This is a genomic window from Mycobacterium sp. E2989 (genome assembly GCF_001667595.1).
Taxonomy (GTDB): Bacteria; Actinomycetota; Actinomycetes; order Mycobacteriales; family Mycobacteriaceae; genus Mycobacterium.
In genome coordinates this window covers 64,875-77,023 of record NZ_LZJX01000007.1, presented here as the reverse complement: position 1 = coordinate 77,023, position 12,149 = coordinate 64,875, and the positions used below count along the sequence as shown (strand labels likewise).

13 protein-coding genes are annotated in these 12,149 nt (G+C 69.1%); 5 read left to right on the top strand and 8 right to left on the bottom strand.

What is annotated here, in order from left to right; all coding sequences use genetic code 11:
- Together A5680_RS02240 and rsgA are read left to right on the top strand one after the other, a co-directional pair.
- Positions 1-547: 3-phosphoshikimate 1-carboxyvinyltransferase (locus A5680_RS02240; protein ID WP_369827589.1), on the top strand; the 547-nt coding region annotated here is incomplete at its 5' end.
- Positions 544-1,524: a ribosome small subunit-dependent GTPase A gene (rsgA, locus tag A5680_RS02235; protein WP_055399048.1), complete on the top strand. Its 981-nt coding sequence runs from the start codon at positions 544-546 to the stop codon at positions 1,522-1,524. The genes A5680_RS02240 and rsgA, both read left to right, overlap by 4 nt.
- Here the strand turns inward: rsgA and A5680_RS02230 are convergent.
- Complete coding sequence (locus tag A5680_RS02230) at positions 1,511-1,984, bottom strand: helix-turn-helix domain-containing protein (protein WP_055399050.1); 474 nt, start codon at positions 1,982-1,984, stop codon at positions 1,511-1,513. The genes rsgA and A5680_RS02230 overlap by 14 nt on opposite strands.
- A gap of 94 nt (positions 1,985-2,078) precedes the next feature.
- Here A5680_RS02230 and A5680_RS02225 point away from each other — a divergent pair, with 94 nt between their 5' ends.
- Genes A5680_RS02225 through A5680_RS02215 form a run of 3 tightly spaced genes read left to right on the top strand, consistent with a single transcriptional unit; the run spans position 2,079 to position 4,829 of the window.
- Positions 2,079-3,251, top strand: a complete 1,173-nt coding sequence (locus tag A5680_RS02225) for a thiolase family protein (RefSeq protein WP_067815645.1) — start codon at positions 2,079-2,081, stop codon at positions 3,249-3,251.
- Between the two features lie 7 nt (positions 3,252-3,258).
- Positions 3,259-4,347, top strand: a complete 1,089-nt coding sequence (locus A5680_RS02220) for an NmrA family NAD(P)-binding protein (RefSeq protein ID WP_067815642.1) — start codon at positions 3,259-3,261, stop codon at positions 4,345-4,347.
- On the top strand, positions 4,344-4,829 hold the full coding sequence (locus A5680_RS02215) for a DUF302 domain-containing protein (RefSeq protein WP_067815639.1): 486 nt from the start codon (positions 4,344-4,346) through the stop codon (positions 4,827-4,829). Before A5680_RS02220 ends, A5680_RS02215 begins: the two co-directional genes overlap by 4 nt.
- Here the strand turns inward: A5680_RS02215 and A5680_RS02210 are convergent.
- From A5680_RS02210 to ppk2, 7 genes are all read right to left on the bottom strand, one after another.
- Positions 4,826-5,362, bottom strand: a complete 537-nt coding sequence (locus tag A5680_RS02210; protein WP_067815636.1) for a hypothetical protein — start codon at positions 5,360-5,362, stop codon at positions 4,826-4,828. The genes A5680_RS02215 and A5680_RS02210 overlap by 4 nt on opposite strands.
- Before the next feature lie 19 nt (positions 5,363-5,381).
- Positions 5,382-6,878 carry an NAD(P)/FAD-dependent oxidoreductase gene (locus A5680_RS02205; protein ID WP_067815633.1) on the bottom strand — a complete coding sequence of 499 codons (1,497 nt, stop codon included), beginning with the start codon at positions 6,876-6,878 and terminating at the stop codon, positions 5,382-5,384.
- 75 nt (positions 6,879-6,953) lie between these two features.
- Positions 6,954-8,015 carry an AraC family transcriptional regulator gene (locus tag A5680_RS02200; RefSeq protein WP_082970235.1) on the bottom strand — a complete coding sequence of 354 codons (1,062 nt, stop codon included), beginning with the start codon at positions 8,013-8,015 and terminating at the stop codon, positions 6,954-6,956.
- 69 nt (positions 8,016-8,084) lie between these two features.
- Positions 8,085-9,368 carry a fatty acid desaturase gene (locus A5680_RS02195; RefSeq protein ID WP_067815630.1) on the bottom strand — a complete coding sequence of 428 codons (1,284 nt, stop codon included), beginning with the start codon at positions 9,366-9,368 and terminating at the stop codon, positions 8,085-8,087.
- A gap of 87 nt (positions 9,369-9,455) precedes the next feature.
- Positions 9,456-10,649: a ferredoxin reductase gene (locus A5680_RS02190; RefSeq protein WP_369808479.1), complete on the bottom strand. Its 1,194-nt coding sequence runs from the start codon at positions 10,647-10,649 to the stop codon at positions 9,456-9,458.
- Positions 10,650-10,748: 99 nt separating this feature from the next.
- Positions 10,749-11,252 (bottom strand): hypothetical protein, encoded by a 504-nt coding sequence (locus tag A5680_RS02185; RefSeq protein ID WP_156349389.1) that lies wholly within the window; start codon positions 11,250-11,252, stop codon positions 10,749-10,751.
- Complete coding sequence (gene ppk2 / locus A5680_RS02180; RefSeq protein ID WP_067815627.1) at positions 11,249-12,109, bottom strand: polyphosphate kinase 2; 861 nt, start codon at positions 12,107-12,109, stop codon at positions 11,249-11,251. Before ppk2 ends, A5680_RS02185 begins: the two co-directional genes overlap by 4 nt.
- Between the last annotated feature and the right edge of the window lie 40 nt (positions 12,110-12,149).

Below are 12,149 nucleotides of genomic sequence, written 5' to 3'. Positions count from 1 at the left end.
CCTGGCGGCCGCCGTGGTCAGCGGCGGAACGGTGCGCATCACCGGCTGGCCGGAAACCAGCGTGCAGCCCGCCGACCACATCCTGACCGTGCTGGGCAAGCTGAATGCCACTGTCAATCAAGGCGATTCGTTCCTCGAGGTGCAGGGGTCCGCGACGTATGACGGCTTCGACGTCGACCTGCGCGCGGTCGGCGAGCTGACCCCGTCGGTGGCGGCGCTGGCAGCGCTCGCGACCCCGGGCTCGGTGTCCCACCTTTCGGGCATCGGGCATCTGCGCGGCCACGAGACCGACCGGCTCGCGGCGCTGAGCGCCGAGATCAATCGCCTGGGCGGCGACTGCGCCGAAACGCCCGACGGCCTGGTGATCACCGCGACCCCGCTGCGCCCAGGCGTGTGGCGGGCCTACGCCGACCACCGGATGGCGATGGCGGGCGCGATCGTCGGGCTGCGGGTGGCCGGCGTCGAGGTGGACGACATCGGCTCCACCTCCAAGACGCTGCCGGAGTTTCCGCGGCTGTGGGCGGACATGCTGGGGTCCGATATTTGAGGCCCGGCGATTACGACGAGTCCGACGTCAAGGTCCGCTCCGGCAGGGGCTCGCGACCGCGCACCAAGACTCGTCCCGAGCACGCCGACGCCGAGGCCGCGATGGTGGTCAGCGTCGACCGGGGCCGCTGGGGATGCGTGCTGGGCGGCGACCCGCAGCGGCGGGTCACCGCGATGCGGGCCCGGGAACTGGGCCGCACGCCGATCGTCGTCGGCGACGACGTCGACGTGGTGGGTGATCTGTCCGGGCGGCCGGACACGCTGGCTCGAATCGTCCGGCGCGCGGAGCGGCGAACGGTGTTGCGCCGCACGGCCGATGACACCGATCCGACCGAGCGGGTGGTGGTCGCCAACGCCGACCAGTTGCTGATGGTGGTGGCGCTGGCCGACCCGCCGCCGCGCAGCGGCCTGGTCGACCGGGCGCTGATCGCCGCCTTCGCCGGCGGGCTCACGCCGATCCTGTGCCTCACCAAGACCGACCTCGCGCCGCCCGAGCCGTTCGCCGAGCAGTTCGTGGACTTGGACCTGACGGTGGTCGCGGCGGGCCGCGACGACCCGCTGCTCGCGGTGGCCGACCTGCTCGACGGCAAGATCACCGTGCTGCTCGGGCATTCGGGCGTCGGCAAGTCCACGTTGGTGAATCGCCTTGTGCCGCAGGCGGAACGGGCGGTCGGTGAGGTGACCGACATCGGCCGGGGACGGCACACCTCCACCCAGTCGGTGGCGCTTCCGCTCGCGACGTCGGGCTGGGTGATCGACACCCCGGGCATCCGCTCGTTCGGGCTGGCCCACATCGAGCCCGACGACGTGTTGATGGCGTTCTCGGATCTCGCCGAGGCGATCGAGGACTGCCCGCGCGGCTGCGGACACATGGGGCCGCCGGCCGACCCCGAGTGCGCGCTCGACACCCTGTCCGGCCCCGCCGCCCGCCGCGTGGCCGCGGCCCGCCGGCTGCTGGCCGCGCTCAATCAGGCTTAGCCAGCCGCACGCCGAGCTCGTCGGGCGGCACCAGATGCCCCTCGGTGCAACGTATCTGGACCTCCGCGTCGGCGCCGCAGCCCACGTGCGTCAGGCGCAGCCGGTGCCGCCCCGGCAGGTGCCGCCGGCCCCACTCGAACATCGCCCACACCACCGGCATGAAGTCGATGCCGGCCTCGGTGAGCACGTACTCGTCGCGGCGGCGCTGCCCGGGCTCGTGGTAGGGCTGCCGCTTGAGCAGCCCCAGCTCGACCAACTCGGACAGCCGCGCCGCGGCGGCGGCCTTGGTGATGCCCACCCGGCGGGTGAAGTCATCGAACCGCGTGGTGCCGTAGTACGCCTCGCGCATGATCAGCATCGCGGACTTGGTGCCCACCACCGACATGGTCTTCTCGATCGCGCACTCGCCGACGGCCGACCAGGCATCGCGGTCGGCCAAGGGTCCCTGCAGCAGTGTCATAGATCACCTCCCCGGCTGGGTTGCTTTTAGTGTACCCAGATGTTTACCTGAGTACAGAAATCTATACCTAGATGCTGGGACTCGAGGAGGAGCCATGAACCGCGACGCCGTCATCGTCGGAGCCGTCCGCACGCCCATCGGCAAGGGCAAACCCACCGGCGCCCTGCACGACGTGCTGCCGGCCGACCTGCTGGCGCACAGCCTGCGGGAAGTGGTGGCCCGCACCGGCGTGGACCCGGGGCAGATCGACGACGTCATCGCCGGAGCCGTCGCCCAGGTCGGCGACCAGGCCGTGAACATCGCCCGCAACGCGCTGCTGGGCGCGGGATTCCCGGAATCGGTTCCCGGCGTCACGATCGACCGGCAGTGCGGCAGCAGCCAGCAGGCCATCAGCTTCGCCGCCCAGGGCGTGATTTCCGGCGCCTACGACCTCGTCGTCGCCGCCGGTGTGGAGTCGATGGGCCGCGTCCCGATGGGCACCTCGGTGCTGCCGGGCAGCAACCCGTTCGGCGACGACATGACGCGGCGCTACCCCGACGGCCTGGTGCCGCAGGGCATCAGCGCCGAGCTGATCGCGGCGCGCTGGGGCTTCTCGCGTACCCAGCTCGACGAGTTCTCCGCCGCCAGCCACGACAAGGCCGCCCGCGCCACCAAGGACGGGCTGTTCGACAACGAGCTGATCGGAATCGCCGGGCTCGCCACCGACGAATTCATCCGCCCCGGCACCACCGTCGAGACGCTGGCCGGCTTGCGGCCCGCGTTCTACAGCGAGGCCATGAAAGCCCGCTTCCCCCAGATCAATTGGGAGATCACCGCCGGCAACTCCTCGCCGCTGTCCGACGGCAGCGCCGCCGTGCTGATCACCACCAGCGACACGGCCAAGAAGCTGGGCCTGCGCCCGCTGGCCCGCATCCACACCACCACCGTCGTGGGCTCCGATCCGCTCTACATGCTGACCGGGGTCATCCCGGCCACCGAAAAGGTGCTGAGCCGCGCCGGGCTGACGCTGGCCGACATCGACCTGTTCGAGGTGAACGAGGCCTTCGCGCCCGTCGTCCTCGCCTGGGCGCACGACACCGGCGCCGACCTGGCCAAGACCAACGTGAACGGCGGCGCGATCGCGATCGGCCACCCGCTGGGCGCCAGCGGCGCGCGCATCATGACGACGCTCGTGAACGCTTTGGAGCAGCGCGGCGGGCGGTACGGGCTGCAGACCATGTGCGAGGGCGGCGGCATGGCCAACGCCACCATCATCGAGCGGTTGTGAGGCGACGATGTCCCCGCACAAAACCTCGAAGATCTTCGTCATCGGCGGCACCGGCGCCCAGGGCATGCCCGTCATTCGCGCCCTGGTCGCCGACCAGAAATACTCGGTTCGATTCCTCAGCCGCGACCCCGCGTCCCGGCGGGCCAAGGAGCTGCTCGCCCTCGACAACGTCTCCGCCCTGGAAGGTTCGTTCGCCGACGAAGCGACGCTGCGCGAAGGGTTCCGCGGCGCCGACGGAGCGTTCGTCAACATCGACGGGTTCAACACCGGCGAGAAAACCGAGATCTATTGGGCGATGCGCGCTTACGAGATAGCCGTCGAAGAGGGCATCAAGTTCTTCGTCTACGGGAACCTCGACTACGGGCTCAAGAAGTCGGGGTATGACTCCAAATTCCGCACCGGCCACTATGACGGCAAGGGCCGCGTGGGTGAGTGGATCCTGTTTCAGAATCGGGTGAACGGAAACCGAATGGGCGCGGCGGTGTTCACGACGGGCCCGTACATCGAGATGGTGATTTCGCCCGGCACGCCGATGGCACCCACGATCGAGGACGGCGTGGTGACGTGGCGGGTTCCACTCGGCGAGGGAGCCGTACCCCACGTGGCTCTCGAAGACTGCGGGTATTACGTCCGTTGGCTTTTCGACCATCCCGAGCGCGCGAATGGCCTCGATCTCGAAGTCGCCATTGACCAGATCCGCTACGCCGATCTTGCCGCGGCGTTCGAGGAGGTCACCGGGCATCCGGCCCGCTACATCGACACCGATCTGGACACCTACTGGCGCGAGGGTCCCCTCAGCAGGGCCGCGGACGCGCCCGCCGGGTACAACGCGGACCCGAACGACAAGAGCACCATGAACATCCGCGACAACTTCACCGGGTTCTGGAATTTGTGGAGGTACGAGGTCATCAAGCGCGATTACGCCCTGCTCGACGAGATTCACCCGAATCGGATCAGGAGTGCCGAGGAGTGGCTCCGCCGAGAGGACGAGTCGGGAAGGGCGCTGGGCAAGGGCGGCCTGTGGGAACGGGTTCAACCGGAGAACCGGACGCCGATCCTCAAGATCGGCGAGGACCGAAGGACGGGGAGATTATGACCGAGACCGTTTTCAACGGCGTGCGCGTGCGCTACGAGAGCGCCAAGAGCTACGACGAGGTGCTCGCCGCGCTGGCGGCCGGCATCGGCGAGCGGCCCGTCCCCATCAACGACATCGCGGCGAGCACCGACGGCTGGGACGCTTACCGGCAGCGCGTCGAAACACACGTCGGGCCCAGCGGATTCATGCTGTTCGGCGCCTTCGACCACGGGGCGTGGATCGCCAAGGCCGGCATCGACCGCAAGGTGACCCGCGTCGTTCTCGGCAACCCGCTGATCGCGATCACGATGCTGCGCCACGACGTCACCGCGGGCCTGTTCGCCCCGGTCGAGCTCCTGATCACCGACGAGGGCCCAGGCAGCAGCCTGACCTACGTCAAGCCGTCGTCGCTGATGGTCGTCGAACCCAACCCCGAATTGCTCAGCGCCGCACTGCAACTCGACGCCAAGCTGGCCGCGCTGGCCGAAAAGGTGACCGGCTAGAGCCAGCCGGTGCGGGCGGCCGCGACCGGCTCGGGCGGCGACGGAGCCAACTCCCCGTCCCGCACGCCGTCGAGCATCCGTTTCACCGCGGCCACGATCTCCGGGGCGGCCGCGGCCAGACCGGCCTTGTCGGCCTCGGGAACTGCGTCGGGATCGACGCCGGCCCGCGCCAGCACGGCGGCCGGGTCGGCCAGCTGATCGGCCAGCCAGGCCACCGGGTCGGCGGACAGCTCCGGGACGAAATGCCGGCGGCCGGGCTCCCAACCGTCGAACCGCGGGTGGTGATGGGCTCGGTCCAGCGTGCCCGGCGGGCTCTCGGTGGAGCCGAACAGATCGACCCGCCACACCGGGCGGTTGAACCCGATCGGGACGCCGGCGTAGATCGAGCCCTGCGGCTCGTCCCTGTCGACGAGGCGCAGTTCCAGCCGCACGCCCCGCTCCGGCGTCTCCTGACCCTCGAGCGGGCGCGGGTCGACGAAAAACATGTCGCCGACGACCACACCCATGGTTTCGAATCCGAACGCTGCGAGCATGCCTTGCAGCGTAGTCCCGTCAGGCGCCGACCTTGCTGGCCGCGCGTTCCGGCAGGACCACCTCGTAGTCCGCCAGCGCCACGGCCCTTGTGCGGCGCTGGTATTCGTGCACCAGCCCCGGCCAGTTGGTGGTGACCCGGCCCGAGGCGGTGCGGTACCAGGAGTCGCAGGTGGTCCACACGCCGGCGTCCAGGCGGGCCTGGACCTCCGCGTCGTAGGCCTGTTCCACGTCGGCCCGCACCTCGAACGCGCGCCCCACGCCGCCGCGGGCGAGCTCCTCGGTGAGCTGACGGATGTAGCGGGCCTGCTGCTCCATCATCAGGATGATCGAGCTGCTGCCCAGGTTGGTGTTCGGCCCGTAGATCAGAAACATGTTCGGGAAACCCGGCACGGCCATGCCCAGATGGGCGCGCGCACCGCCGGCCCATTCGGCGTGCAGGTCACGGCCGTCGCGGCCGGTGATCGTCATCGGGGCCAGGAATTCGGTGGCCTTGAACCCGGTGCCGTAGATGATGACGTCGACCTCGTGCAGCCGGCCGTCGGCGGTGCGCACCCCCGCCGGCGTCACCTCGCTGATCGCCTCGGTCTCGACGTCGACGTTGTCGCTGGCCAGCGCCGGATACCAGTCGTTGCTGAACAACACGCGCTTGCAGCCGATCGGATAGTCGGGGGTGACCTTGGCCCGCAGCACCGGATCCTTGATGTGCCGCTTGATGTTCGCCGACGCGACGATGCCGATCAGCCGGGCGAGCGGGGCCACCCTGGTCAGCGCGAGGCCGAAGAACTCCGAGATCTCCCAGATCAGCCCCCGCATGGCGGCGGCGAACCCCGGCGCCTTGGCGAACGCGGTGTGGTGCGCTTGGGTGTAGGCGCGGTCCGGCTTCGGGATGATGTACGGCGCGGAGCGCTGAAACACGGTGACGCGCCCCGCGGTCTGGCGGATGCGCGGGACGAACTGGATCGCCGACGCGCCGGTGCCGAGGACCGCGACGCGCTTGCCGGTCAGGTCGACGTCGTGGCGCCACTGCGCCGAATGGAACGAGGGGCCCGCGAACGTGTCGAGTCCCGGAATGTTCGGGAACGCCGGCCGCGACAGCTGGCCCACCGCGGGCACCAGCACGTCGGCCTCGCGCGTCGCGCCGTCGGACGTCGTCACCCGCCAGGTGGCGGTGTCGTCGTCGTAGCGCGCCGAGGTGACCTCCACCCCGGTGCGGACCAGGTCCCGCAGGCCCAACCGGTCGGCGGTGTCGTGGATGTAGCCGAGGATGTCAGGCTGCTCGGCGTACCGCCGCCCCCAGTCCGTCTTGCGGGCGAAGGAGTAGGAGTACAGGTTGGACGGGACGTCGCAGGCCGCGCCGGGGTAGGTGTTCTCCCGCCAGACGCCGCCGATGTCGTCGGCCTTCTCCAGCACCGTCACGTCCGCGAGACCATCCCTGGACAGCTCGTAGGCGGCGGCGAGGCCGCCGAAGCCGGCCCCGATCACCAGTACGCGGGCCTTGCGAGTAGTCGAAGTCATGCGGCAAACGTTAGGGCCGCGCGACGCGTCACCGGCAACCGATTGCGGTCGGCAAATCCATGATTCCGGCCACGATCAGACGGCCTGCAGCCGGGCCCGGGGCGCGACCGAGCGCTGATAGCGCGCCGGGGTCGTGCCCGTCCACCGCTTGAACGCGGCGATGAAGCTCGTCGCCTCCGCGTAGCCCAACCGCAGCGCGACGTCGTCGACCGACAGCGCGCCCGTCGCCAACAGCTCCTCGGCGAGCACCCGGTGCACCTCCTCGAGCAGATCCCGAAACGACGTGTTCTCCTCGGCCAGGCGCCGGCGTAGCGTCCGCTCGCTCATCGCCAGTTGCCGGGCGACGGCGGCGATGGTGTGGGGCTCGCCGTCGACGGAGGCCAGCCGCTCGCGGACGCGGCGGGCGACACCGGTCCGCTGCCGGCGGCGCTCCAGCAGGGCGCGGCACTGCTGCTCGCACATCGCCACGGTCTGCTCGCTGGCCTGGGGCAGCGGATTGTCCAGCAGGGCGGCGGGCCAGCGCGCGACGTTGGCCGGCGCGTCGTAACCCGGTGTCACGCCAAAGGCCTTGCGGGCCAAGGCATCCGATGACGGCGCGGGACCGGTGAAATCGATCGAGGTGAACGGGACGGGGCGGCCCAACATCTCCGCCATGACCCGGGCGATGGCCGCCAGGTCGCGCCGCACCAGGAACTCCGCCACCGGACCGGTCAGGTCGGGCAGGTCGAGCCGCAACGCCGCCACCGGCCCCTCCACGATGACGGTCGGCAGGCAGAAGCCGTAGCTGAGGTCGTAGAACCGCGCCGCGAACCGCACGGCGTCGCCCAGCGTCGAGCTGGTCAGGCAGGCGAAGCCGAAGATGCCCAACGACCCGACGTGATAGCTGCCGCCCACCCGCACGCCAAGGTCGGCCGCGTTGCCCAGCAGGTTCACCAGGTTGGTGGCGACCGCCAGCTCCTGACGCCCGACGATCATCCGCTGGTGGTCGCGCAGGTCGGCCTCCGACAGGCCGGTGCCGTCGAGCACGTCGGCCGCGGCAAGCCCGTTCTCGCAACCGAATTCGGTCATCAACGCGATGCTGGCCGTGCTCCGCGGAAAGTCCCAGTGCGAGACCTGCGACCCGACGAACACCGGCACGTATCCCAGTATGGCGAACGGCGAGAATCAGCCCGAAATCTCGCGCTCAGTACACGCTCGGCGCGGGTGCTAGGCCGCCAGGTCGTCCGCGCGCCGGGCGTCGCGCTCAGCGCGCTTGGCCCGCCGCCAACCCCGCACGGTCGCGATGGCGGTCTTCAGCCCGCGCCGCCGGCCGGTCTCGGGGTCGGTGCCCGCGAATCCGGGCCCCAACTCGTCGAACATCCGCTCGCTGCGGGTTTCCGGCGCGTTGTCGGCGCCGTCGCGCAGGTATTTGTTCGGCAGCGACAGCTTGGCCAGCGTGCGCCAGGTCTTGGCGTACTGGACCAGGAACGAGCCGGTGGTGTAGGGCAGGTCGTACTTGTCGCACACCTCCCGCACCCGCACCGCGATCTCCGCGTACCGGTTGCTCGGCAGGTCCGGGTACAGGTGGTGCTCGATCTGGTGGGACAGGTTGCCGCTCATGAACCGCAGCACCGGCCCGGCGTCGAAGTTGGCGCTGCCCAGCATCTGGCGCAGGTACCACTGGCCCTTGGTCTCGCCGATCATGTCGGTCTTGGTGAATTTCTCTGCGCCATCGGGGAAGTGGCCGCAGAAGATGACCGCGTTGGCCCACACGTTGCGGATGATGTTGGCGGTGGCGTTGGCCGTCGCCGTGGACCGGTAGCTGGCACCCGGCGACAGCGAGGTCAGCGCCGGGAAGGCGACGTAGTCCTTGAAGACCTGCCGGCCGGCCTTCGCCAGGAACTCGTCCACCCGTTGCCGGGCGTCGTCGTGCTCCATCCGCTTCTTGACGATCTTGCCGATCTCCACGTGCTGCAGGCCGACGCCCCACTCGAACAGGAGCATGAGCATGGTGTTGTAGACCAAGTTGAGGATGTTGAAGCGCTTCCAGCGCTGGTCGCGGGTGACGCGCAGCAGGCCGTAGCCGACGTCGTCGTCCATCCCGAGGATGTTGGTGTACTTGTGGTGCACGAAGTTGTGGGTGTAGCGCCAGTGCTTCGAGGACCCGCTCATGTCCCACTCCCACGTCGAGGAGTGGATCTCCGGGTCGTTCATCCAGTCCCACTGGCCATGCATGACGTTGTGGCCGATCTCCATGTTCTCGATGATCTTGGCCACGCCCAGGGTGACGGCCCCCGCCCACCACGCGGAGCGGCGGGAACTCGCGGCCAGCATCAGCCGGCCCGAGACCTCCAGCGCGCGCTGCGCGGCGATGGTGCGGCGGATGTAGCGGGCGTCGCGCGCCCCGCGAGAGTCTTCGATGTCCTGGCGGATGGCGTCCAGCTCAACGGCCAGGCTCTCGATGTCGGCGTCCGTCAGATGGGCGAATACGTCGACGTCTGTGATTGCCACTCGTCGTCATCTCCCTACGGTCGTGTCGTCGGTGCAATACCTACGCTATCGTAACCTACGAATCCGTAGGTTACCTGTGAGTAGCCTTTAGATGTCGAGCACACAATCGCCGGACGCGGCCGACACGCAGGTCTGAATCCGGGTGCCCGGGTCGTGTTCCGCGCCGGTGCGCAGGTCGCGCACGTGGCCCTCCACGAGGCCGACCACGCACGACTGACATATACCCATTCGGCAGCCGAAGGGCATTTGGACTCCGGCGCCTTCGCCCGCGTCCATCAGCGACGTCGCCGCGTCGGCGGCCACCGAGCGACCACTCTGGGCGAAGGTGACCGTTCCGCCGGCGCCCGCGGGCGCCGCCTTGGACACGGCGAAGCGTTCCAGGTGCAGCCGCTCGCCGATGCCGGCCGACGACCACACCCGCTCGGCCTGCGTCAGCATGCCCTCCGGCCCGCAGGCCCAGGTGTGACGCTCGCGCCAGTCCGGGACCTCGTGGTCGAGCAGGGCGAGGTCCAAGCGGCCCCGGCTGCGGGTCTCCCGCAGCTGCAGGCGATAGCCCGGGTGATCGGCGGCCAGCGCGGCCAGCTCCGCGCGAAACATCACATCCGATTCGGTGGGCGCCGAATGGACGTGGACGATGTCGCCAATCTGGTTGCGGCGCACCAGTGTTCGCAGCATGGACATCACCGGCGTGATTCCGGACCCCGCGGTGAGGAAGAGGATCGACGGCGGCGCCGGGTCGGGCAGCACGAAGTTGCCCTGCGGCGCGGCCAGCCGGACGACGGTTCCCCGCTCGACGCCGGCGACCAGGTGGGTCGACAGGAAGCCCTCGGGCATCGCCTTCACGGTGATGGTGACGGTGCGCGACGACCCGGAACCGGACGTTTCGGCGGGGCTGGAGGTGAGCGAATACGACCGCCAGCGCCAGCGCCCGTCCATCAGCAGGCCGATCCCGATGTACTGACCCGGCTGGTAGTCGAAGTTGAACCCCCAACCCGGCTTGATCACCAACGTCGCCGAATCCTCGGTCTCGCGGCGCACCTCGAGGACGCGGCCGCGCAGCTCGCGCGCGGACCACAGCGGGTTGGCCAGGTGCAGGTAGTCGTCGGGCAGCAGCGGTGTGGTGATGCGCGCGGCGATCTTGCGCAGCGCGTGCCAGCCGGGGTGCCGGTCGGCGCCGGCGACCACGGGCCGCTTGGTCTCGACGACGTTGCCCGTGATCGAGGGGTTACGTCTGCCCAGCGGAAGCTCCTGACCATCGCGCGGCGTCTTGGTTGCGCTCACCATTGTGGTCGATTCTGAGGGCCTCACGAAACCTACGGTACCGTAACCTACGGTTGCGTAGCTAGGTCGGCGGCTCCGAATGCGTCACATCGTTGCGCGTCAGAGCAGCTCGAGCAGGAACGGCAGCTCCTGGTTGGCGTACCACGCCAGGTCGTGATCCTGCGCGTCGCCGACGATCAGCTCGGCGTCCTCGTCGCCCAGGTCGGCGGCGTCGATGACTTCGATCGCCCTGGTCACGTCCGCCTCCGCCTCCGCGTTGTCGACGTACGCGGCGATCACGTCCTCCAGCGCGACGGGCGCGCCCAGTCTCACCACGGCGTCGTCGAGGTCGGGCCGGAAGCTGAGGTCGGAGGCCTCGGCGGCCAGCACCGCGCGCCGCGGCGGCAGGGATCCCTCCGCGTCCGGGTCGGCCAGCAGGCGCAGCGACGCCAGCGCCGCCTCGCGCAGCGCGACCTCGGCGAGCTCGTCGTCGTCGCCCTCGGCGTAGGACTCGCGCAGCGTCGGCGTCAGCGCGAACGCCGTGCCGTTGACGGGCCGCAACGAGCCCTCCGCGACCAAACGCTGCAACATGGCCAGCGTGGCCGGTATGTAAACCACCGTCACGAATCCCCCATCAGTGTCGCCGCATAGTCCTCGACGTACCTGGACAGCTCGCGCGGCGGACGCTGGTAGTTCCCGCTCACCACCGGCGTCTTGGGCAGCTTGACGTGGGGCCGCTCGACGTCGTGATAGGAGATGCTCGACAGCAGGTGCGCCATCATGTTCAACCGCGCGTGTTTCTTGATGTCGGATTCCACCACATACCAAGGGCTGACGGGGGTGTCGGTGTGCACCATCATCTCGTCCTTGGCACGTGAATAGTCCTCCCGGCGATACAGCGATTCGGTGTCCATAGGGCTGAGTTTCCATTGCCGCACAGGATCATTCAGCCGCGCCTTGAACCGGCGCAGCTGCTCGGCCGCGGAAACCGAAAACCAATACTTGCGCAGCAGGATCCCGTCATCGATCAGCATCTGCTCGAAGATCGGGGTCTGCCGCAAGAACAGCGCATGCTCTTGGGGCGTGCAGAATCCCATCACCTTCTCCACGCCGGCGCGGTTGTACCACGACCGATCGAACAAAACGATCTCGCCTTTGGCGGGAAGGTGGGCGATATAGCGCTGGTAATACCACTGGCCGCGTTCCCGATCGGTCGGCGCCGGCAACGCGACGATGCGGGCCGCGCGCGGGTTGAGGTATTCGGTGATCCGCTTGATGGTTCCGCCCTTGCCCGCGCCGTCGCGACCTTCGAAGACGATCACCACACGTTGGCCCGCATGCCGCACCCACTCTTGCAGCCTCACGAATTCCGTTTGCAGCCGGAACAATTCGGCTTGATATACGTCGGCGGAAATTTTGGGCGCGCTCGGCGGCGTGGGTTTCGCCGCCTTCGCCTTGGGGCCCTTTGTCGCGGTGCTCACACCAACGAATGATAGAACCGACCAGCGCTTTCACCCCGGG

Excerpts from the sequence above, each read along its gene's own strand:
- A5680_RS02230 (WP_055399050.1), bottom strand. The coding sequence starts at position 1,984 with ATGACACTGCTGCAGGGACCCTTGGCCGACCGCGATGCCTGGTCGGCC.
- A5680_RS02225 (WP_067815645.1), top strand. The coding sequence starts at position 2,079 with ATGAACCGCGACGCCGTCATCGTCGGAGCCGTCCGCACGCCCATCGGC.
- A5680_RS02220 (WP_067815642.1), top strand. The coding sequence starts at position 3,259 with ATGTCCCCGCACAAAACCTCGAAGATCTTCGTCATCGGCGGCACCGGC.
- A5680_RS02215 (WP_067815639.1), top strand. The coding sequence starts at position 4,344 with ATGACCGAGACCGTTTTCAACGGCGTGCGCGTGCGCTACGAGAGCGCC.
- A5680_RS02210 (WP_067815636.1), bottom strand. The coding sequence starts at position 5,362 with ATGCTCGCAGCGTTCGGATTCGAAACCATGGGTGTGGTCGTCGGCGAC.
- A5680_RS02205 (WP_067815633.1), bottom strand. The coding sequence starts at position 6,878 with ATGACTTCGACTACTCGCAAGGCCCGCGTACTGGTGATCGGGGCCGGC.